We start from the raw sequence: 21964 nt of genomic DNA on the forward strand, positions 1-21964 counted from the left end.
ATGAGAATCGTATTCGCCGGTACGCCGGATTTTGCCGTCGCCTCGTTGCGCGCAGCTGCACAGCGGCATGAAGTGGTGGCGGTCTACACCCAGCCGGATCGGCCTGCCGGCCGTGGCCGTGGGTTGACGCCGTCGCCGGTCAAGCTGGAGGCGATCGCGCGCGGCATCCCGGTCTTGCAGCCGCAGACGCTGCGCTCGCCCGAGGCCCTGGCCACGCTGCGCGCGCTCGATGCCGATCTGATGGTGGTAGTGGCCTACGGCCTGATCCTGCCCAAGGCGGTGCTGGCCGCGCCGACCCATGGCTGCTGGAACGTGCATGCCTCGTTGTTGCCGCGCTGGCGTGGCGCTGCGCCGATCCAGCGCGCGATCGAGGCCGGTGATACCGAAACCGGCGTCTGCCTCATGCAGATGGAAGCCGGGCTGGATACCGGCCCGGTGCTGCTGTCGCAGCGGCTGGCCATCGGCGAGCAGGAAACCGGCGGGCAGCTGCACGACCGCCTGGCCGCGCTGGGCGCGCAGGTGCTGGCCGATGGCCTGGGCCTGCTGCGTGCGGGCATCCGTCCGGTGGCGCAACCGCAGCCGGCAGAGGGCGTGACCTATGCGCACAAGCTGGACAAGACGCAGGCGCGGCTGGACTGGACCCAATCGGCGCAGGAACTGGCGCGGCGCGTACGCGCGTTCAATCCATGGCCGGTGGCCGAGGCGATCCTGGCCGGCGAGCGCGTGCGCCTGCATGGCGCGGTGGCGCTGGAGCTGGCGCATCAGCAGGCACCGGGCTCCCTGCTCGCTGCCGGCAAGCAGGGCATCGACATTGCCTGCGGGCAGGGGGCGCTGCGGGTGCGCGTGCTGCAGCGCGAGGGCGGCAAGGCGATCACCGCTGCCGACTACCTCAATGCGCGCCGCGACCTGCCGGCGCTGCGCTGATGCCGGCAGAGACCGCAACTGCCGGCGTCGGCTCGCGCCTGGCCGCGGCCCGGGTGCTGACGGCAGTGTTCGACCAGGGCCGCTCGCTCAAGGCCGAACTGGCCGCGACCTTGCCCGGCCTTGACGATCCACGCGACCGCGCGCTGGTGGAGGCGATCTGCTTTGCAGTGCTGCGCCGCCGCCCGGCCTATGACGTGGCATTGCGGCAGTGGCTGGAACGTCCGTTGCCGCCGCGCGATGCCGAACTCAAAGCGCTGCTGATGGCCGGCTTCGCCCAGCTCGACGTGCTGCAGCTGCCCGCCCATGCGGCCCTGTCCGCCACGGTGGACGCGTGCCGCGCGCTGGGCCGGCCGCGCCAGGCCGGCATGGTCAACGCGATCCTGCGGCGCGCCCAGCGCGAGGGATTTCCGGCGGTGTCCGCCGATGCGGGCTGGCCGTCCTGGCTGCGCAAGCAGCTGCGTGCCGACTGGGGCGACCAGGCCGAGACCATCTTCGTGGCAAGCGCGCAGATGGCGCCGATGTGGCTGCGCGTGCAGCGCTCGCGGATTGACCCGGCCGGCTATGTCGCGCGGCTGGCAGCGCTGGGCATCGGCGCGGACACGGATGCGGTGTTGCCGGATGCGGTGCGTCTGCACGGCGCGGTGCCGGTGAGCCAGTTGCCGGGCTTTGCCGACGGTGATGTCTCGGTGCAGGACGGCTCTGCGCAGCAGGTTGCCGATGCGCTGGCGCTGGCGCCATCTGCACGCGTGCTCGATGCCTGCGCAGCCCCCGGTGGCAAGGCCGCGCATCTGCTGGAACGTCATCCTGGCCTGCAGCTCACCGCGCTGGATGTGGATGCGCGCCGGCTGGAGCGGGTGCAGCAGACCTTGCAGCGCACCGTGCCGGGTGCGCAGGTGACCTTGCATGCGGCTGACGCGGCCGATACCGCCGCATGGTGGGACGGCCAGCCGTTCGATGCGGTGCTGCTGGATGCGCCATGTTCGGCCACCGGCGTGGTGCGCCGGCAGCCCGACGTGCTGCTGCATCGCCGTGCCGACGATATCGACGCCTTGTGCGCGTTGCAGGCGCGTCTGCTCGATGCCACCTGGCGCACGCTGCGGCCGGGCGGGCAGCTGCTCTACACCACCTGTTCCCTGCTTGCACGCGAGAACCAGGCGCAGGTGCAGGCATTCCTGCAACGCACCGCCGATGCGCAGGCGCAGCCGCTGGGTGCGCAGTTCGGTCATGCGGCCGGTGCCGGACGGCAGCGTTTCCCCGGCGAGCAGCACTGCGACGGTTTTTTCTACGCGCTTTTGCTAAAAGCGTCCTGACCGCGCGCTACCCCCGGCGCTCCACCTGTGCACCCATTGCGGCCCGTCATGCTCAAGACTCGTGCTTCCAAGGATTTCTGGCTGCTGGCCATCACGGCCGTTCTGGTGATCGGTGCCGGCCTGGGACTGCGCGACCCCTGGCCGTCGGACGAGCCACGGTTTGCACTGGTTGCCAAGCAGATGGTGATGAGCGGCGACTGGCTGTTCCCGCATCGCGGCAACGAGCTGTACTCGGACAAGCCGCCGATGCTGATGTGGCTGCAGGCGCTGTTCTACACGCTGCTGGGCAACTGGCGGGTGGCGTTCCTGTTGCCGTCGCTGCTGGCGGCGCTGGGCACGCTGGCCTGCGTGTACGACCTGGGGCGGCGTCTTTGGACCCGACGCGTGGGCGCGTATGCGGCGTGGATGCTGCTGTTCACGCTGCACTTCACCTTTCAGGCCAAGAAGGCGCAGATCGATCCGCTGGTGGTGTTCTGGATCACCCTGGCCAATTACGGATTGCTGCGTCATCTGTTGCTGGGGCCGGCCTGGCGCTGGTGGACGCTGGGCTGGTTCGCCGCCGGGCTGGGCGTGATCACCAAGGGGGTCGGCATCATCGCCCTGCTGATGCTGATCCCGGCCGGCATTGCGGCGGCGCGCGGGTGGCCGGGCGTACGCGTGCATGTGCGCGATCGGCGTTTCTGGCTGGGGCCGCTGTTCTTCTTCGTCGCGATCCTGCTGTGGTTCGTGCCGATGATGGTGACTGCGCTGACCGCCGGCCAGCCCGAATACCGGGTCTATCTCAACGACATCCTGCTGCGCCAGACCGCTAAGCGTTACGCCAATTCCTGGGATCACGCGCAGCCGGTCTGGTACCACTTCAAGGGTATGGCCACGATGTGGCTGCCGACCATCCTGGTGCTGCCCTGGGCGATCCCGGCCTGGTGGCGCCGGCTCAAGCGACGCGATGCGCGCTATCTGTTGCCGCTGGCCTGGTGGCTGCTGGTGCTGGTGTTCTTCACCATTCCCAGCGGCAAGCGCGATGTGTACATCCTGCCGGCGCTGCCGATGTTCTGCCTGGCCCTGGCGCCATTGGCGGCAGGCCTGCTGCGCCGGGCCGGGGTGCAGCGGCTGCTGTTCGGATTCGTGCTGCTGCTGACGGTGGCCTTTGCTGCGGGCGGCGCGGCGATGCTGATCGGGCACCCGGGGTTCGAGCAGAGGATCATGGACAGCCGCGGGGTCGGCAGCGAGGCCACCGACCCGCTCGGCTGGCTGTTGCTGGCGGTCGGTCTGTGGGGCGTGGCCAGTCTGTTGCTGCTGCGGGTGCGCCGTTCCGCGCTTGCCGCCGCATCGCTGCTGGGCGCGTGGTGGGTGGCGTTCGGTCTGGTCTGCTCTCCGATCTTCAACGAGTCCAGCTCGGCGGGCGCGGTGATGCGCGAGGCCGGGCGTCGGATCGGACCGGACGCGCAGCTCGGGCTGGTGGCCTGGAAGGAGCAGAACCTGCTGATGGCCGACCGCCCCGCGCAGACCTTCGGCTTCAAGGTACCGTGGGAACAACAGCTGCAGCGTGCGGTGGCCTGGCAGGCGGAACGTCCGCACCAACGGTGGCTGATGGCGCAGGAGACCGCGCTGCTGGCCTGTGTGGACCGCAGCCGCAGCCAGATGGTGGGAGTGGCCAACCGCCGTCGCTGGTGGCTGGTGCCGGCCGATGCCGTGCATGGCAGCTGCGTGGCGAGCTCCGAGCAGCGGGCGGTGGAAGCGCAGGAGCAGGGCAACCTGGACACCGAATGAGCCGGCGCAGCGCAGGTGTCTGCCGCGATCGGCGGCCCGTCAATGCCGCCGCCGGCCGCTGTCTAGCATGGATTCATGCGGGGCATCGTTAGCTTGGCCGGCGTCGCTGACGCACGTCGCCCGATTTCGCCCCCATTGGCCACCGATGTCTGAATGAATTCCTTGCCCACCCAGCCCGCTTCGCTTTCCTCGTCGGCCCCCATCGCGTCACCGGCGGGCATGGGCATTGCCGAACTGGGCGTGTTCGCGTTGACCGCACTGGTGGTCAGCATGCCGAGCGGGTTGCTGCCCTTCGGGCTGTGCCTATTGCTTGGCTCGCTGGTGGGTTGGCGCAGCCTGCGCGCAGGCGTCGCCGCGCGCCGTGGGTCGCTGCGCGCGTTGGGGTGGTTGACGGCGGCGGTGATCGCGATGTCGCTGTTGTCGGTGGCCTTGTTCGAACACGGGCTGCGCGATGTCGACAACCGCTCGCGCTTTCTGGTGCTGCCGTGGGCGGCGGTGTGGGCGTACGCACTGCAGCCGCGGCAGGTCTGGCTATGGCGTGGCGCGCTGGCGGGCGTGTTCGCGGCAATGTTGATCGCCATGCTGCAGGTGATGAACGGTGCCGACCGCGCGGAAGGCTGGACCAATGCGATTGTCTTTGCCGATATCGCGCTGATGCTGCTGGTGGTGGCGGTGTTCTGCCGTCCGCTCGGCAACGTGCGCTGGCTGGTGGGCGCGGCCATCGCCACGGTGGTGGTGATCGTGCTCAGCGGCAGTCGCGGGGTGTGGTTGTCGTTGCTGATGACCTTGGGCGTGCTGATCTGGGGCGCGCCCTGGCAGAGTGCTCGCATGCGCTTGCTGACCTTTGTCGGCAGTGCGGTGCTGGCAGTGGGTGTGGTGCTCAGCGTGCCGGCATTGACCGAGCAGATGCGCCTGGGCGAGTTGCAGAGCGACCTGCAGCGCTATGAGGTCGGCGACAGCGACTCGTCCGCCGGTGCCCGTATCGAGCGCCTGCATGTGGCCTGGGACACCTTGCGCGCGCATCCGCTCACCGGCATCGGCGTCGGGCGCTTCGACGATGCGATGCGCGAGCTGCCGGTGTGCGCCGGCGACACCTGGCTGCTGCGCTGTCATCTGGGCCATGCGCACAACGATCTGGCCGAGTGGGGCGCCACCCAGGGTGTTCCGGGCCTGTTGCTGCTGTTTGCGGTGTACGGGGTGCCGTTTTGGATCTTCGTGCGGCTGCATCGCCGCAGCGGCGAGCGCCAGTTCCGCGGACCGGCAGCGGCCGGTGTGATGATCGTGGCCAGCTATGCCCTGTGCGGACTGACCCAGTCGATGTTTGCGCACCAGGTGTCGGCCAGTTTCTACACGGCGCTGGTCGGTGTGCTGGTGGGCCTGGCGGCGCGCCAGGCGCAGGAGGCCTCGGCGCGAGTGGCCGACAGGGTCTAGCGAGCGGTCCGGCAGCGGGTTGCGGGCTCTGCGCCCACCACCGGGATGGATGTTGCGACCGCCGGCTCCGCGTGTGTCTTGCGCCAACGTCGCGGCGAGCGCAGCGGTGTTGCCGGCCGCTCTCAGTCGACGCGCCGATCGTCCGCACGCGGCGGGTCCTGCACCGGTTGGTTGTGCTGCAGCAGCCACAGCATGATGGTCTTCTGGCGCACGTAGTTGGCGCGGACGTAGGCGTAGATCAACCCGTGCCAGCCATCGCGAAACCCGCCGCGCAGCAGATAGCCGCGCCAGAAGCGCCAGGCCGGCGCCAGCACCAGCTTGCTCCAGGTCGCACGCTTGCCGCGCGCGTGCTCGTGCTCGGCCATCATCTGCGCGTAGCGCTGGGTCTTGGCCAGTTGCTGCGCCAGCGAGCGGTACGGGTAATGGATCAGATCGCCGGCCAGGGTCACCACTGCACCATCGACACTGGCCGCCTCGTGGATCTCGCGCTTGCCGCGCCAGCCGCCGCGGCGTCGATTGAACAACCGCAGCACCCGATCCGGATAGGCATTGCCATGGCGCAGGAACCGGCCGAAATAATCCGACAGCCGTGCGAAGCGATAGCCGGCCGCATCGGCAAAGCCGCCATCGCGCGCGGCAACGATCGACGCCCGCAAGGCATCGCTGACGCGTTCGTCGGCATCCAGGCACAGCACCCAGTCGTGGCTGGCCTGCGCAACGCAGAACGCCTTCTGGCTGCGGTAGCCATCGAAGGCGCGCTGCAGGACGCGCGCGCCCTGTGCGGTGGCCAGCGTCACGGTGGAGTCGGTGGAGCCGGAGTCCACCACCACGATCTCGTCGCAGAACGCCAGCGAGCGCAGGCAGTCGCGTAGGCGATCGGCCTCGTTGAACGCGATAATGCAGGCGCTGATGCGCGGCCGTTCGTCGGGTGCGGTCGAAGAGGACATGTGATGGCTCAATACCTGCTGTTCGCAACGGAGCGTTACGCGTTGCCTATTCTGGCGCCATTGGCGCAGGCATTACAGGCCCGCGGCCATGCGGTGGCGGCGTGGTTCGAGGGCGGTGCGCGCGGACTGGCGTTGCCGGACGTGCGCGAGGTCGGCCTGCGCGAGGCGCTGGCGTTGCGCCCGCGTGCGGTGTTCAGTGCGGCCAACTGGGTGCCACCGTTCATTGCGGGTGCCAAGGTGCAGTTGTTCCATGGTTTCAATGTGCAAAAGCGCGAAGACAACCGTGGGCACTTCCGCGTGCGCGGGCTGTTCGATCTGTATTGCACGCAAGGCCCGGCCACCACGGCGCCGTTTCGCGCACTCGCCGAGCGCGAAGGGCATTTTGCGGTGGTAGAAACCGGCTGGCCCAAGCTCGACCCGGTGTTCCGCGACGATGGCGGCCGCAGCGCTGCACTGCGCGCGCCCGCCAACGGGCGGCCGGTGATCCTGTTCGGCTCCACGTTTACCGAGCGCCTGAGCGCTGCGCCCGCGCTCTACGACGAGATCGCCGCCGATATCGCGCGCGGTGCGCATTACTGGCTGTTGACGCTGCATCCGAAGTGCGCGCCGGAACTATTCGATCGCTATCGCGCGTTGGCCGGGCCGCATGCACGCTTTGTCGAACCCGAACAGGTCATGGCCGCGCAGCGTGCGGCCGATGTGCTGGTGTCGGACACCTCGTCGATCGTGTCCGAGTTCGTGGTGCAGCACAAACCGGTGGTGACCTTCCGCAACCGCGTGCCGCAGCCGCATATGCTGGACTTCCAGCAGCCCGGGCAATTGCCGCAGCAGCTGGCGCGCGCGCTGGCGCCGGATGCGGCGCTGCGCAATGCGCTCGCCAGGTATGCCGATGCGATCCACCCGTATCGCGACGGGCAGTCCTCGGAGCGGGTGATGGCAGCGACCGAGGACTTCATCGCCGGCAAGCTGGGTCCACTGCGGCGCAAGCCGTTGGGCGCAGTGTGGCGAGGCCTGCAGATCCGCCGCGAACTCGGATACTGGGGCCCGGCGCAACGTTGATCGCCGCCAGTCGCCCGTTGACGAGATACCGCCGCCAATCAGCGGTTGATCCAATCCCCAATCCCCCAATCCCGATTCCCGATTCACCAACGCAGCTTGCGCCGCGCCAACGCGGCACCCAACTGCGCCTGCAGCACCTGCGCCTGCGCCAATGGCACAAAGCGCAGGCGCAACCCCGGGCCGGTCGCGCTGGCGCCGGCAGTGTCCAGCCACAGCGTCGCGGTGCCGGACAGACGGTCCAGCGGCGAGCGTTGCAGTTGCAGCGCCTGCAGCTTGTCCAGCTCGGCCAGCCGCCACCAGCGTTTCCACCAGCCGCCGCGTACGGCGACAAACCGCGCATCCACCGCATAGCCCATGCGATGCACCTGGCGATGCGCCTTGAACGCACTCCACGGCAACCACAGCAGCAACCACGCTGCCTGGTTGCCGAATTGCCAGGCCAGGCCGATCACCAGCGGCAGCAGCAACAACAGCGTGGGCAGACTCAATCGCCACCAGCAATGCGTGGCGATCGCCTGCCACTGTGCCGGCGGCCAGGCAATCCCCGGCAGCAGGCGCTGCAACAAGGCATCGCAGCGCTGCGGCTCGGCAATCGGCGCCAGCTCCTTCAACGCGCTGCCTTCGCTGTCGGCGGTGCCGGCCACTGCGGTCTCCACCCGCAACTGGCGACGGCCGAACAGGCGATGCAGGCGGCTTTCGTACAGCGTCCACGACTGGATGCGCCGCAGCGCCACACTGCTGCGGATCCGCGTCAGTAGGCCGCGCTCCACGGTGAGGCGGCGCTCGGACTGGCTGAGATGAAAGCCGTGGTGCTGCGCCAGCGCCAGTGCCACCGACAGCGCACGCATCGCGACCAATACGGCCAGCGCACCGAGCACCACCAACGCGGCGGTGACCGCCGCCCCCGGATGGATCTGGCTGACGTAGCGGTACGCCAGCTCGCCGTTGTGCTCGACGAAGTTGGACACCGTGCGGCGCGGAATCATCTGGTAGATCACGCCGAAGCTGGCCGCCACCACCACCATGCCGCGATTGGAGATCAGCCCCAGCCGGATCACTTCGGCCAGCGGCAAACGCAGGAGGGTGGTGCTGTCGTTGACGACCTGCGGCGTGCTGGCATCGGCGTCATGCGCGCGGCGACGGATCAGGTCTTCCAGCGCCAATGCCTGGTCCAGCCGCAGCACGCGCATTTCCGCTTCGGGCTTGTGGCCGCCGGCCGATTCCAGGCGCACCTCGGCCACGCCGGCCAGCCGGTGCAGCAGCGATTGATGCACCACCACGTTGTGGATGCGCGCGAACGGAATATCGCGTCGGCTGCGTTCCAGCAGCCCGCTGCGGATCGCCACGCCATCGGTGCCGATGCGGTAGCGGTAGGTGAAATAGCGCAGCACCGAGATCGCCACCAGCACCGCCATCACCACGCCGGTGGCGATGTGGTCGGCCGAGTCGCGGCTGCCATCGCGGCTGCCGAACAGCACCAAGGCCGCCAGCGGAATCAGGAACTGGCGGATCTGCTGCAACAACACGAACACCCACGACAGCGGATGCAGGCGCTGCTCGTCCTGGTGGTGGTGTTCGATGGCGCTCACAGCGCGTCGTCGTCGTGATCGAGCTGGCGGGCGAGGCGGTCGCGCAGGCGTTCGGCATCGCCCTGATCCAGGCCGGACAAGGCCACCGCGTTGAGCCGGCTGCCGGCGGTATGCACCACCAGCGTGGTCAGCCGGGTGGCGCGTTCGATCGGGCCGCGGCGCAGGTCCACGTGCTGCACGCGCGAAATCGGAATGCGCGTGTCGCTCTGCCACAGATGCCCGCGTTGCAGCGCTAGGCCGTGCTGGTCGAGTTTCCAGTGGGTGAGCCGATGCCGCTTGACCCCGAACCACGCACCCAGCAGCGCGGCCACCACGGTCACGCCCAGCACCACCGGCCAGTCATGCCAGGCGTGCAGCACGGTGACGGTCACGCCGGCTGCGATCAGCCCGGCACATCCGCCGCCCAGCGCGCCGTTGACGCCGGCCACATACGCCCCGCGCTGCGGCAGCGGTTGCCACTGCGTGTGGTCCACCGCCGGAACCTGTGCCGGCGCGGCAGCGACGATGACCTCGGGGTGCGGCGGTGGAGCGTCGTGCACAAGGCTGGCCTGCAGGAGCGGTGCGCAAGCATAGCCGGGCGCCGCGGGCAGGCGCATCCGGCGCAGCGGGGCTTACTGCGCGGCCAGAATCAGCGCGTCCACATCCAGCGCATGCCCGGCACGCGCGGCCTTGGTGCGCAGGTACTGCTCGTTCTCCGGGGTGATGTCGCCGGTCACCGGGATGCGGTCTTCGACCGCGATGCCGGCCGCACGCAGGCGTTCGGCCTTGGCGGGGTTGTTGGTCAGCAGCCGGATCCGGCCGATGCCAAGACCACGCAGCATCGCCACCGCACTGCCGTAGCGGCGCTCGTCCGGGCCGAAGCCCAGTTGCGCGTCGGCATCGATGGTGTCCAGGCCGGCATGCTGGTAGCCGTACGCGCGCATCTTGGCGGCGATGCCGGTGCCGCGGCCTTCCTGGTCCAGATACAGCAGCACGCCGCCGCCGAGCTCCTTCAGCTTGGCCAGGCCATGCCGCAGCTGGTCGCCGCAATCGCATTTGAGCGAACCGAACAGATCGCCGGTGAGGCAGGAGGAATGCACGCGCACCGGCACTGCCGCCGACAGGTCGGGCTGGCCGACCACGATCGCCACTTGGTCACGCTGTGCCACCCCGCCGCGAAACACCACGAACTCACTCATCCCCAGCCCGCGCAACGGCACCGGCGTGCGGGTGACCAGCTCGTAGCCGGCCGCGGCGGATTTGGCGCAGCCGCTGCCCAGATCGTCCAGTGTCAGCGACTGGCAACCGGCAAAGGCGGCGTGGTCATCTGCATCGTGCAGCTCCACGGCCAGCATCGCCGGCAGCAGCAGCCCCAGCCGCGCGATTTCCACCGCGCCTGCGTCCAGCGCATCGCCCGCGGTCCACTGCGTCGGTACCGGGGTATCGCGCAGGTAGGCCAGGGCAGCGAGCTGGTCGTAGTCGTGTTCGACCAGCGCCACGCGTGCGCCCTGCGGCGCGCTCAGGCCCAGCACCTGGGCGCGGGTCGGGGTGACGAACAGATAGTGCCGCCCCTGCGCCGCACGCGCGAAGGCCGCGTAGGACTGCGCGGTGCTGCTGTCCAGCGCCAGCACCGCGCGCGCCTGCCCGTTGGCCGCCGTCAGCAGCACCGGGCGGCCGGCGCGCAGTTCGGAGGCGGCGCGCTCGCAACGGATCGCCGCCGGATCACCGAAGGCCTGTGCGCTGGGGGAGGGGACGGGGCTGCTCATGCACGACTCCAGATGGGGACTGCCACGGCCGCTTCAAGGCGGACGCTGCCGCGGCCGTTGCCTGCCGCGCGCGGCCATTGTCGCGTGGTTCGCAATTGCCGGTCGCCACGGCCGGGTGGAACGCTGCATCCAGCGCCCGCAATTGGAGTTGCGCGGCGGGCGCGGGTGGATTGCAGGCCGGCTGCGTTGTTCATCGCCCGGCAATGCCTTTTAATCCCAAGACCCTCTGCCCGCATCGGACCCCATGTCTCTCATCGACTGCAGCGAAGACCGCCACGCCAGCGCCATCCTGGAGATCTTCAACGACGCCATCGCCAACTCGACCGCGTTGTACGACTACAGGCCGCGGCCACCGGAGAGCATGGTCGGCTGGTTTGCGACCAAGCGTGCGGGCGGCTTTCCGGTGATCGGGGTGGAAGCTGCCGACGGCAGCCTGATGGGGTTCGCCAGCTACGGCACCTTCCGCGCCTGGCCGGCGTTCAAGTACAGCGTGGAGCATTCGATCTACGTGCACCGCGACCATCGCGGCAAGGGGCTTGGACGCCTGCTGTTGCAGGGCGTGATCGCGGCGGCGGAACAGCGCGGCGTGCATGTGCTGGTCGGCGGTATCGATGCCAGCAATCAGGCCAGCATCGCCCTGCACGAACAATTCGGCTTCACCCATGCCGGCACCGTGCGCGAGGCCGGTTTCAAGTTCGGCCGTTGGCTGGACCTGGCGTTCTATCAGCGCATCCTCGCCACGCCGGCCGATCCGCACGACGATTGAGCCGTTGCCGTTGCCGCGCTGTGCGCTAGCGGATCGGTCTTCAGCCAACCGGCCTCAGTGCGGATGCCGCTCGGTCGCATACGGATTGGGCTCGCCGCTGCCCGGTGGGCGCAGCGTGTAGCGTTTGTAGGTCCATTGGTATTGCGCCGGGTCGCGCCGGGCGATCTGTTCGATGCCCGCGTTGAGCGCGCTGGCGGCGCGCACCGGGTCGGCGTCGGCCACTGCCGGGTCGGCCGGCTGCACATGCAACGCAAATTGCAGGTCGCCACCGGCACGTTCGCACCAGCCATACAGCACGATCGCGCCGGTGCGCTCGGCAAGTCGGTTGACCAGGGTCATGGTCAAGGCGGGGATGCCGAAAAATGGCGCAAACACGCCATCGCCCATTTTCGGCTGCTGGTCGGGCAGGATGCCGACCGCACCACCGTCCTTGAGCACCTTGAACAACTGCCGCACGGCCGGGCCTTCGGCACGCACTTGACGCACATTGTCGCCGCCGCGTGCCAGTTGCAGGAAGCCGTCCACCGCGTCCGATTCGGGCGGGCGATACACGATGGCGATCGGCCCGCGTTCGGACAGCCACTGGTTGAGCAGCTCCCAGTTGCCGAAGTGCGGTGCGGCCACGATCACGCCACGCCCGGAAGCCAGCGCTGCGTCGTAGAGCGCCTGGCCATTGCGTTGCAGCCGCGCCAGGTTCTCGGCCGGTGGGCGGGTCCAGGTGCGCAGCACTTCCAGCGTCTGCTGCGCGGTCGACCGCAGCACCTGTGCATGCAGCTGCGCGCGCCGGCCGGCATCCAGTTCTGGGTACGCCAGTTCCAAGTTGCGGCGTGCCACGCGGGCTTCGCGCGCATTGAGCTTGCGCCAGCTCCAGGCCAGCGCGTCGGCCACACGTTTGAGCAGCGGCCACGGCATGCGGCCCACGGTGGCGGCAATGGTGTAGAGCAGGCGAGCGCGAACATCGGGTTTCATCCGCGCAATTCTAAACAGCGCGGCCGGCCAAGACCCGCGCGTGACAGTGCGAACAGCGCTGGGCATGCTGCGCGGCACAGTTTGCTGCCAGAGAGTGCCCATGCTTGCGCTGATCCAACGTGTCACCCGCGCCGCAGTCACGGTCGATGCGCAGACCGTCGGGCAGATCGGTCCCGGGCTGCTGGCCCTGGTCGGGGTCGAGCCCGGCGACACCGATGCGCAGATCCGGCGCCTGGCCGAGCGCCTGCTTAGCTACCGCGTGTTCGCCGACGACGCCGGCAAGATGAACCGCTCACTCACCGACACCGGCGGCGGCCTGCTGCTGGTCAGCCAGTTCACCCTGGCCGCGGACACCAGTTCCGGCAATCGCCCCGGCTTCAGCACCGCGGCGCCGCCGTTGGAGGCTGAACGGGCGTTCAATCAATTGGTGGCGATCTGCCGCGAAAAACATCTGGGCGGGGTGGAAACCGGGCGCTTTGGTGCCCATATGGTTGTCGACCTGGTCAACGATGGCCCGGTGACCTTTCTTCTCAGACCCTAGATATCACGTCTACCAGCGGTCCTGTCTTGAATCCGGCAGACCGGGCTTCACGCTGGTATAATGCTAGGTTCTCTTTCCAATCTCAAAGCCGGTGGCGCGAGCACTCATGGCCAACGAACGTCCTGCCCAGCAATCCGACATCAAGCTACTGATCAGCAAGGGCCTGGAACAGGGCTATCTGACCTACGCCGAAGTCAATGACCACCTGCCCGACGACTTGGTCGACCCGGAGCAGATCGAAGACATCATCAGCATGATCAACGGCATGGGCATCGATGTCCATGAAGTTGCGCCCGATGCTGAAACCCTGTTGCTCAACGATGGCAACACCGGCAACCGCGAGGTTGACGACACCGCAGCCGAAGAAGCTGCCGCCGCGCTGACCGCGCTCGACACCGAAGGCGGCCGCACCACCGACCCGGTGCGCATGTACATGCGCGAAATGGGCACGGTCGAGCTGCTGACCCGCGAAGGCGAAATCGCCATCGCCAAGCGTATCGAAGAGGGCCTGAGCCAGGTCCAGGCAGCACTGGGCGTGTTCCCGCTGTCGACCGAAATGCTGCTGGCCGATTACGAAGCGCACAAGGAAGGCAAGAAGCGTCTGGCCGAGATCGTGGTCGGCTTCAACGACCTGATCGAAGAAGCCGATGCCGCCGCTGCCGCGCTGGCCGCCGCCGGTCCCGTCGCCGTCGACGAGGATGCGGCCGATGAAGACGACGACGAAGACGGCGATGACGACGCTGCCGAAGAAGAGGCCGGCCCGACCGGTCCTGACCCGGTGGAAGTGGCCACACGCATGGAGAACCTGGCCAACGAATACGCCAAGTTCAAGAAGGTGTATGCCAAGAACGGCGCCGAGCACAAATTGGTGGTCAAGGCGCGCGAGGACATGGCCGCCATCTTCACCACGCTCAAGCTGCCGCTGCCGCTGACCGATGCACTGGTCACCCAGCTGCGTGGCGTGGTCAACGGCATCAAGGATCACGAGCGCAAGGTGCTGCACCTGGCCACCACCGTGGCGCGCATGCCGCGCAAGGATTTCATCCGCTCCTGGGAAGGCAACCAGACCAACCTGGAATGGGTGGAAGACGCACTCAAGCGCAAGCAGAAGTGGTCGTCGGCGCTGCGCGACGTCAAGGACCAGATCGTCTCCGAGCAGCAGGGCTCGATCGAGATGGAGAAGGCCAACTACCTGACCCTGGGCGAGATCAAGGAGATCAGCCGCGCGATGGCCTATGGCGAAGCCAAGGCACGCAAGGCCAAGAAGGAAATGGTCGAGGCCAACCTGCGCCTGGTCATCTCCATCGCCAAGAAGTACACCAACCGCGGCCTGCAGTTCCTCGACCTGATCCAGGAAGGCAACATCGGCCTGATGAAGGCCGTGGACAAGTTCGAATACCGTCGCGGTTACAAGTTCTCCACGTATGCAACCTGGTGGATCCGTCAGGCCATCACCCGTTCGATCGCCGATCAGGCGCGCACCATCCGTATTCCGGTGCACATGATCGAAACGATCAACAAGTTGAACCGCATTTCCCGCCAGATGCTCCAGCAGTTCGGCCGCGAGGCCACGCCGGAAGAGCTGGCCAAGGAAATGGACATGCCCGAGGACAAGATCCGCAAGGTGATGAAGATCGCCAAGGAGCCGATCTCGATGGAAACCCCGATCGGCGACGACGAGGATTCGCATCTGGGCGACTTCATCGAGGACACCAACGTGGAGTCCCCGATCGACAACACCACCAACATCAACCTCTCCGAGACGGTGCGGGACGTGTTGGCAGGGCTGACCCCGCGCGAGGCCAAGGTGCTGCGGATGCGCTTCGGTATCGACATGAATACCGATCACACCCTGGAAGAAGTCGGCAAGCAGTTCGACGTCACCCGCGAGCGGATTCGTCAGATAGAGGCCAAGGCGTTGCGCAAGCTGCGTCACCCGAGCCGTTCGGAACAGCTGCGCTCGTTCCTGGACATCGACTGATCCGGTAGCCGTCTCGGTGCAGTGATCACGCAACAGCCCCGCACATGCGGGGCTGTTGCATTGTGGGGCATGCCGCAGGCTATGCTTGGCCGGGTGGACGTCGCCGGAACACGGATGCGCCGGGGATGGCGCAGGCGACATTCACGCCTTGGCGACGAAGCCGGACAGCGGCGCAACATGCGGCCGAGGTTTCTTGCTGGCTCACGTGACGTTCTAGCCGTGGCTTCTAAGTTGATGGACGAATGGAACGAGGCCGTCGTATGAGCAGGCAAAGCCGCTTTGAAACCACCACGTACCGCGAGCACGAGATTCGCGTACGCGCCGAACAGGCATCCCCGGGCGCCAGGTGGACGCTGTGGGTCGACGTGTATGCGCTGGGCGGTAAACGCCAGCCACGCATCGGTGGCCGGGAACCGGGCTGGGAGACCTACCAAGAAGCCATCGCGCAGGGATTCCGCGCAGGCCGGCAGTTGGTCGATGCGCAGCTTGAGATGGCTTAGCAGCCGGGATTGGGGAGTGGAGATTTGGGATTGCCGAGGTACTTGTGGCTCCGGATCGTCCACCGCGCGTGGTGCGCAGGACGCATGGAACGCGTACAAATTCAGAAGCCCGGCTCAGGCCGGGCTTTTTTGTGTGGCATGCGCGGGCACGTGTATGCGGGCGCTTCTCCTCCTCGATGCCTGATGTCAGCAGACAGCGACGCGCGCAGGCAGGTAAACTTTCGCGTCAGCTGGACGGTCCGACATGCCCCGCATCTCGCCACCCACCCCGCCGGGCCTATAGCTCAACGGTTAGAGCAGAGGACTCATAATCCTTTGGTTCCAGGTTCGAATCCTGGTGGGCCCACCAGTAAAATCAATGATTTGCTGACGCGTCTCATCTTAAGAGAGAGGCCAAAGGTACATTTTCGGTACAGTCCGGGAAGTAGAGACCTATGGCAACACTCGTAAAAACCCCCGCAGGTTCTTGGAAGGCCGTCATCCGTAAGACTGGATGGCCTCCTGCGATCAAGACATTCCGCACCAAGCGTGATGCCGAGGACTGGGCTAGGCGCGCCGAGGATGAGATGGTGCGCGGTGTGTACATCCGCCGCGCCGGCTCCGAGCGCACTACCGTTGAAGCTGCGATGCGGCGATACCTGGCCGAAGTCACGCCAGGCAAGCGGCCTGTCACGCAGATCAGTGAAGTGCGCCGTGCCGAAGTTCTGATCAAACATCTTGGCCGTTATTCATTGGCGGCGGTGACCGCAGAGATCGTTGCTCGCTTCCGCGACGAGCGCTTGGCCGGAGACCTGGATGCGCAGGGGCAACGCCGGCCGCGCAGTAACAACACAGTGCGCTTGGAACTCGCGTTGCTTGGGCACATGTTTACGGTGGCATTGAAGGAATGGGGCCTAGGGCTCATCCACAGCCCGGTGCTAGGCATTCGGCGCCCGCCACCTGGCCCAGGGCGAGATCGCCGCTTGATTCCGCACGAGGAGCAGCGCCTGCTTCGCGCAGTAGATGGCCACTCAAATCCGATGCTCGGTTGGATCGTACGCTTAGCCTTGGAAACGGGAATGCGCGCTTCCGAACTGGTGGGCCTGCGACGCAGCCAGGTTGACTTGGTGCGCCGCGTGGCCCGTCTTCAGCAGACAAAGAATGGAAGTTCGCGGACTGTCCCCTTGACCCAGGAGGCTGTGCGAGTGTTGCGAGTTGCGTTGGCCAACCCTGTACGTCCTATCGACACCGATCTGCTGTTCTATGGCGAGCCTGGGCGAGACGGTAAACGTCGCTCTTACCAATTTAATCCAGCTTGGATGAAGCTCAAGCGCGACTCCGGAATGGCGGATCTACATTTTCATGATCTACGGCATGAGGCAATCAGTCGACTTGTTGAAGCAGGCCTTTCAGACCAGGAAGTTGCTGCGATCAGTGGTCACAAATCCATGCAAATGTTGCGGCGATACACACACCTGCGGGCTGAGGATCTTGTATCAAAGTTGGACCGAATCGGAAGAGGGGTTGCCTAACTGATAAGTGGATAGGGAGGTATCTCCTGCCGTTTGATAACTTTGCTCAAAACGCGCTGTGTTCTCCCAAATACACTCATGGGAGCACGACCAAATTATGTCAATTTGGCTTTCATTAAGGGTGTGCACAGACAGAAATAAAATTTGTTGCATTTCTGTTTTCCATTGTTATCGGGCTTATTTTTAGCCGAAATTAGGTTGTCAGCGGATCAGGCAGTGTCTGCAAAAAAAACCAATATATAGCATCTTGGTATTTTAGAAATTTCAGTGCATGTTTGACCAAAGGATTTGAAGTCATGAGGATGAGCATCTACAGAAATCAACCGTAGGTCCATGCACTCCTATGACAACTGAAGAATATCTGCTGCAGAAGTATGGGCCGCTTATGAAGCTGGTTGACGTTGCTGCTCTTTTAGGACATTCTCCCGACGGAATGCGTGTAGCGCTGTACTCGAATAATGAGGTTTCTCAAAAACTCAGGCCCACAATGTTGCGTGTAGGGAGGCGTGTCTACTTCCGAACGCTTCAAGTCAAGGATGCATTGTCACTTGACGGAGAAGCAGTGCCTGCCGACAGCGTTGCAGGCTAGTCTAGTTATGAGCGAATTTATCAGCATCAAGCGTCGTGCGTTCTCGGCAGTGCCTGATGACATCTTGACCGACCACCGATTGGGATGGACTGCACGTGTCGTCCTATCCTGGATGCTTGGGAGAAGTTCTGATTTTAAGTTAAATATTTGGCATGTACGTAAGACCTTCAAATTGAGCGAGCAGCAGTGGCTTCGCGCTCGGAGAGAAATGCAAGCTGCTGGTTACTTCCAGCAAAAGCGGGAGCGTGATTCGCAAGGAAAAATAAAGTGGTTGCAAGTTGTCACAGATACGCCTGATCAGCACATCGCTACGACTACATCAAACCCTGAACCATACCCCCAAAAACCGGGGTATGGCCGTCCAAAGCATGGGGACTCATCCAATGGCCTGTCAGGCCTTGGTGCACAGGGGGGTAAACCAAGTGTAAGTAGTACCAAGAAGAGCAGTACCAACTTAATTAAGACTATTGATGAAAAACCACTACAACCTACTGCGTGTAAGGTCATCAACGGTAAAAACGATGGCGACACAGATGCAGGCGTCCCGGTTGGAAGAGAATTTTTCTGGCCGCGCTCATTAAATGCGTCACAAAGGCGTGCAGTGGAACTGCTGATGGCTGGAATAGACGTTGACGAAGCACAGCTTCTCTTGGACGAGCTTGCCGGAGTGCTTTCGACCAACAGCATCAAGACCACCCCAGAACGTTGGCTAAGAGCCATCGTTTCGCGCTACGAGAGAGGTGAATTTGAGCCAGTAGCTGGAGTAGCCGTATCGGAGGCAAGAAAGAGCACGAGCGAGAAGAAAGCGATTGAGCCAGTTCGTAGCCTTCAGCGATCGTCACCAGGGGCCAGCAAGCCGTACATGGATCAGATAGGTGCAATGCTTAGGGTGAAAACGTAAAAGCTAATGAGCACCACGACGCCTGATAAATATTTATCGTTTCATAACCTCGAAGACTACTGTGACAGTCTGGAAAGAAGAGGGGAAATTCAGGTGATCTTACATGCCGAACGAAAGAGGGGATACGCAATGCGTATCAACGACGGCGCCGAATCTCGAGTAGTTGTCGATAGGTATGGCATGCAGCTATGGTTCCGCACCGTCGATCAGGCTTTGGAAGATCTGGCAGATGTACCGTATTTGAGCGAAAATCTAATCATCGTCCGAAGCAACTGGTAAAGACGATACGTTTCCAAGACCCTGGGTCGAGTTGCCCCAAGAACGCTTCGTGCGTACCGGGTGCCGGGCTGAAAAGAAGGCCCTGACAGCCATGAACAGAATGGCCGCATAGTGGGCTAAACGCCAAAGGCGAAGCTGCGGAGGCTAAGCCCCTCCTGACCCAGCCGGAACAGTCGGCCTCGTCCCTCCTAACGCAACAGGAGTGGCACTCATGCACATCAAAAAATCATTTCTTCTCGTAGGCTCACTGATGCTCGGCGGTTATGCCTACGCCGGCGTCCCGGTCACTGTCGTGGCCGACGTTCCTTCTACGATCAATCAGATCGAGACGATAGCGAAGTGGAAGGCACAGTATGACCAGATGGTGAGCCAGATTAACCAGATGCAGAAGCAATACGACGCAGTCACTGGCCCACGCGGTTTGGGGCAGATCATGAACGATCAGGAATTGCGCGACTACTTGCCCAGGGATTGGCAAAGCGTCTACGACTCTGTGCGCAACGGCGGTTACAGCGGCCTTAGCAGCTCGGCAGCAGCCATCTACGAAGCTAACAAGATCTTCGACACATGCGCACGTCTTGTGGGCGATGCGCAGCGAACTGCCTGCCAGGCTGCAGCCGCGAAACCGGCGCAGGACAAGGCGTTCGTTGGCGATGCATATGAAGCTGCAAAGTCGCGGCTCGATCAGATCAGCTCGCTCATGGGCGAAATCAACAAGACACAGGATCCAAAGGCGATCGCTGAGCTGCAAGGACGCATCGCTAGCGAACAAGCGATGATCGCCAACGAGGAGACCAAACTCCAGTTGTTTCAGATGATGGCGGTAGCTGAAGAAAAAATTCAGCAGCAACGACAACGCGAAATCAATGCGAAATTAAACTCGCGTCGTGGCTATTCCCCTTTGAATCCAGTCGAATTCTAAGGAGGATTTATGCTGCACTTCATCGAATTACTGCTACTCATCGGATACGTAAATTTACCTATTAGGTTCTGGTTTTCGGTTAGGAAATTCGGGTCTTCTCGTTTCAATGAAGCATTACGTGGCGATGCCCATATGTTTTGCCTCGATATCGTAGCAATGTTCTTTGCATTGGTCGCCTTCTACTGGATTGCGTATGAAACGCTGGGAGTTTCTATTCCCGGAATCAAGAACCTCGCGAGCTGGGAAGCAGAGGTTGTAGCGTTCGTTTTGACGGCGGCCTGCATCGCGCTTGCATTCGTGAATGGCAGGCAGCGTTTTCTAGATGCAACACGCGCCGGGATGCCGGAAGCAGCACTGAGGTGGCTTGCGACACGGCAAATCATCGTTGCTTCGGAAGTGTCCGCTGCGCTCACGCAGGTCCCGCACTCTACTAAGAGGATGTAACTATGAAAAAGTTTGTCTATGTGACTTCGCTCGTCTTCCTCTTTGCTGGTTGCAACAACAACGAGCCAGCCCAGACCGTCGCGGAGTACAAAGCCGACAGAGACCAACGCAATGCGATGCTGGCGGCCTGCAAGAATAACCCAGGCGAAAGGAGCTTGGCGCCGAACTGTATTAACGCCCAGCAGGCAGAAAACGAAATAGCTAATTCGCATCGCGGTTACTCTCCGCTGCCCTCCGTAAAGATGGGGGAATGACATGTCAGACCCTATGATTTTTCAGTTCATAGGCGATTCCATTACTAACGCAATGGATGCATATGTCGAGTCAATGGTTCCTGTGGTGATTGAGAAAATCACGTTAAGTGCCGTCCTCTTGGGCTCACTTTACTATTCCATTACTGGAATTTTGATGACCTTGGGTCGCATTGATGGGCCGTTTTCTAAATTAATGCTGTCTTTTGGAAAATTCGCTTTAATCGGAGCGTTTGCGCTGAGCTCAGACACTTATATGAACTTTGTCGTTGCGTCCGGTCATGACTTAGAAGCCGGAACAACGCAGGCATTCTCAGGCGCCAACGGTGCCACTCCTGCTACCGTCTATCAGGTTCTTGACCAATCTGTCGGCAAAGGGCTCGATTTGTCAGGTGAGCTTTGGAATCGGGCCTCTGATAGAGGTGCGACCGAAATGGGAATGATGATCGGTGAATATTTTGAAGCGATTATTGTAGCTACCGCAACTCTTATAATAGCCGCCCCTGCTGGGGCAATGATTGTTGCATCTAAAACGCTGCTTGAATTACTGCTAGGTATTGGGCCTCTTTTTATCATGCTTCTTATGTGGCCGACCACCAAGGCATTCTTCGATAGGTGGTTTGGCGAGGTGATATCGACCGTTCTGCAAATCGCTCTGGTAAGCGCGGTTCTAGCATTTGCAATGAAGATCTTCGTTGCGGTTGTCAGCGCCACAAATATCGACAGCGTTGACGCAAACCCGTTTTTTGACTGCGTGCGCCTAATCATCATTACCGTGGTGATGCTTTGGCTTATGTATGTTGCTTACCAAAAAGGGGGCGCACTTGCAGGGGGCATGACATCTGCGGCAATCACTATGGGCGGCCTGGTAGCCGGGGCATCGGGAATTGGATCTGCTGTGGTCGGTGCGGTCAACCCCGTTTCAACTCGCCGCGATCTTGAGTCCGGCATGATGGTGACGGCCGGGAGAACCAATCACCTTATTGCGGGAAATACGGTATGGAATCCATCATATCGACAACATGTATTGACCAACGTGGGAAGGAACTGGGGCCGAGCTAGAGGTGGGCAAGTTCAAGGCGAATAATAGAATGGCCCCGCTAGTCGGGGCTTTTCTTTGACTGGCAGCTTAATGCGTTGAGCTTGGATTTATCCTCCAAGGTGCAAGACAGATTCAGCGCCGAGCTGGCGCACCTGTGATTAGCCATGCCAGTTGCTGGTAAAGCTCCGGCTCAAGATGACTTATGCCGATGGCTATTTTTTCGTCATGACGAAATTTCAAGGTTACAACACGGACCTGATTGGGGCGTCCTAGGTGGTTTCATATACGGTCTGCTTAGGGCGCTGAGGAGCATGGGTACATACAGCCAAGCAAGTGGACGCTGGCACCAAATAAACTGGACGAAGCTATCAGTCAAACTGGACGGCGGCATCATTTAGGCTGGACGATTGTGAACTAGCAAAAGCCAGCGCAACCAGAGGATCGGCAGGGATTCGTGTAAAAAACAGCCGGAAGTGAGCTGGCTCGCTGTTAG

At 63.4% G+C, this 21964-nt stretch carries 20 protein-coding genes, 1 tRNA gene and 1 pseudogene; 17 read left to right on the plus strand and 5 right to left on the minus strand.

Going from position 1 to position 21964, the window contains the following annotated elements; all coding sequences use genetic code 11:
* The 4 genes from fmt (at position 1) to FHT09_RS00430 (ending at position 5435) form a co-directional block, all read left to right on the plus strand.
* A complete protein-coding gene (gene fmt, locus FHT09_RS00415) occupies positions 1–924 on the plus strand; it encodes a methionyl-tRNA formyltransferase (protein WP_104607160.1) in 924 nt (307 codons plus the stop codon).
* Complete coding sequence (gene rsmB, locus FHT09_RS00420; RefSeq protein ID WP_104607161.1) at positions 924–2234, plus strand: 16S rRNA (cytosine(967)-C(5))-methyltransferase RsmB; 1311 nt, start codon at positions 924–926, stop codon at positions 2232–2234. The genes fmt and rsmB overlap by 1 nt, the downstream gene beginning before the upstream one ends.
* A 48-nt stretch (positions 2235–2282) precedes the next feature.
* Positions 2283–4004, plus strand: coding sequence for a glycosyltransferase family 39 protein (locus FHT09_RS00425; protein ID WP_104607162.1), 1722 nt, complete (start codon positions 2283–2285; stop codon positions 4002–4004).
* A gap of 153 nt (positions 4005–4157) precedes the next feature.
* On the plus strand, positions 4158–5435 hold the full coding sequence (locus FHT09_RS00430; RefSeq protein ID WP_104607163.1) for an O-antigen ligase: 1278 nt from the start codon (positions 4158–4160) through the stop codon (positions 5433–5435).
* 122 nt (positions 5436–5557) lie between these two features.
* On the opposite strand, the gene FHT09_RS00435 is transcribed toward FHT09_RS00430, so the two are convergent.
* Entirely contained in the window at positions 5558–6382 is an 825-nt protein-coding gene (locus FHT09_RS00435) for a glycosyltransferase family 2 protein (RefSeq protein ID WP_104607164.1), read from the minus strand.
* Here FHT09_RS00435 and FHT09_RS00440 point away from each other — a divergent pair, their 5' ends adjacent.
* Positions 6383–7441: a CDP-glycerol glycerophosphotransferase family protein gene (locus tag FHT09_RS00440; RefSeq protein WP_104607165.1), complete on the plus strand. Its 1059-nt coding sequence runs from the start codon at positions 6383–6385 to the stop codon at positions 7439–7441.
* Between the two features lie 83 nt (positions 7442–7524).
* Here the strand turns inward: FHT09_RS00440 and FHT09_RS00445 are convergent, their stop codons facing one another.
* The 3 genes from FHT09_RS00445 to ribA form a co-directional block, all read right to left on the minus strand.
* Positions 7525–9030 (minus strand): PH domain-containing protein, encoded by a 1506-nt coding sequence (locus FHT09_RS00445; protein WP_104607166.1) that lies wholly within the window; start codon positions 9028–9030, stop codon positions 7525–7527.
* Positions 9027–9503 carry a PH domain-containing protein gene (locus tag FHT09_RS00450; RefSeq protein ID WP_104607183.1) on the minus strand — a complete coding sequence of 159 codons (477 nt, stop codon included), beginning with the start codon at positions 9501–9503 and terminating at the stop codon, positions 9027–9029. Before FHT09_RS00450 ends, FHT09_RS00445 begins: the two co-directional genes overlap by 4 nt.
* A 138-nt stretch (positions 9504–9641) precedes the next feature.
* On the minus strand, positions 9642–10775 hold the full coding sequence (gene ribA, locus FHT09_RS00455) for a GTP cyclohydrolase II RibA (protein WP_104536455.1): 1134 nt from the start codon (positions 10773–10775) through the stop codon (positions 9642–9644).
* Positions 10776–11019: 244 nt separating this feature from the next.
* Between ribA and FHT09_RS00460 the strand changes: the two genes are divergently transcribed.
* Positions 11020–11541, plus strand: a complete 522-nt coding sequence (locus FHT09_RS00460; RefSeq protein ID WP_104536454.1) for a GNAT family N-acetyltransferase — start codon at positions 11020–11022, stop codon at positions 11539–11541.
* Between the two features lie 54 nt (positions 11542–11595).
* Here the strand turns inward: FHT09_RS00460 and FHT09_RS00465 are convergent, their stop codons facing one another.
* Positions 11596–12612: a lauroyl acyltransferase gene (locus tag FHT09_RS00465; protein WP_181141434.1), complete on the minus strand. Its 1017-nt coding sequence runs from the start codon at positions 12610–12612 to the stop codon at positions 11596–11598.
* Between FHT09_RS00465 and dtd the strand changes: the two genes are divergently transcribed.
* From dtd to FHT09_RS00520, 11 genes and pseudogenes are all read left to right on the plus strand, one after another.
* The gene (gene dtd / locus FHT09_RS00470) at positions 12611–13051 is read left to right on the plus strand and encodes a D-aminoacyl-tRNA deacylase (protein WP_104536452.1); all 441 of its coding nucleotides are present in this window, start codon (positions 12611–12613) and stop codon (positions 13049–13051) included. The genes FHT09_RS00465 and dtd overlap by 2 nt on opposite strands.
* Before the next feature lie 106 nt (positions 13052–13157).
* Positions 13158–15032, plus strand: coding sequence for an RNA polymerase sigma factor RpoD (gene rpoD, locus FHT09_RS00475; protein ID WP_104536451.1), 1875 nt, complete (start codon positions 13158–13160; stop codon positions 15030–15032).
* A 177-nt stretch (positions 15033–15209) separates the two neighbouring features.
* Positions 15210–15532, plus strand: a pseudogene (locus FHT09_RS00480) (DUF6566 family protein).
* Positions 15533–15805: 273 nt separating this feature from the next.
* Positions 15806–15881, plus strand: a tRNA-Ile gene (locus FHT09_RS00485).
* Positions 15882–15966: 85 nt separating this feature from the next.
* Positions 15967–17043 (plus strand): site-specific integrase, encoded by a 1077-nt coding sequence (locus FHT09_RS00490; protein ID WP_104607170.1) that lies wholly within the window; start codon positions 15967–15969, stop codon positions 17041–17043.
* 596 nt (positions 17044–17639) lie between these two features.
* Positions 17640–18533, plus strand: coding sequence for a hypothetical protein (locus tag FHT09_RS00495; RefSeq protein WP_146096575.1), 894 nt, complete (start codon positions 17640–17642; stop codon positions 18531–18533).
* A 6-nt stretch (positions 18534–18539) separates the two neighbouring features.
* Complete coding sequence (locus FHT09_RS00500) at positions 18540–18812, plus strand: hypothetical protein (RefSeq protein WP_053055281.1); 273 nt, start codon at positions 18540–18542, stop codon at positions 18810–18812.
* A gap of 217 nt (positions 18813–19029) precedes the next feature.
* Positions 19030–19734: a P-type DNA transfer protein VirB5 gene (gene virB5, locus FHT09_RS00505; protein WP_219842996.1), complete on the plus strand. Its 705-nt coding sequence runs from the start codon at positions 19030–19032 to the stop codon at positions 19732–19734.
* Between the two features lie 9 nt (positions 19735–19743).
* The gene (locus FHT09_RS00510) at positions 19744–20178 is read left to right on the plus strand and encodes a hypothetical protein (RefSeq protein ID WP_146096576.1); all 435 of its coding nucleotides are present in this window, start codon (positions 19744–19746) and stop codon (positions 20176–20178) included.
* A 2-nt stretch (positions 20179–20180) separates the two neighbouring features.
* On the plus strand, positions 20181–20432 hold the full coding sequence (locus FHT09_RS00515; protein WP_104607174.1) for an EexN family lipoprotein: 252 nt from the start codon (positions 20181–20183) through the stop codon (positions 20430–20432).
* A 13-nt stretch (positions 20433–20445) separates the two neighbouring features.
* Positions 20446–21516, plus strand: a complete 1071-nt coding sequence (locus tag FHT09_RS00520) for a type IV secretion system protein (protein ID WP_104607184.1) — start codon at positions 20446–20448, stop codon at positions 21514–21516.
* Positions 21517–21964 lie beyond the last annotated feature (448 nt).

The sequence above is a fragment of the Xanthomonas sp. CFBP 8152 genome (assembly GCF_014199025.1).
GTDB classification, from domain to species: domain Bacteria; phylum Pseudomonadota; class Gammaproteobacteria; order Xanthomonadales; family Xanthomonadaceae; genus Xanthomonas; species Xanthomonas arboricola_B.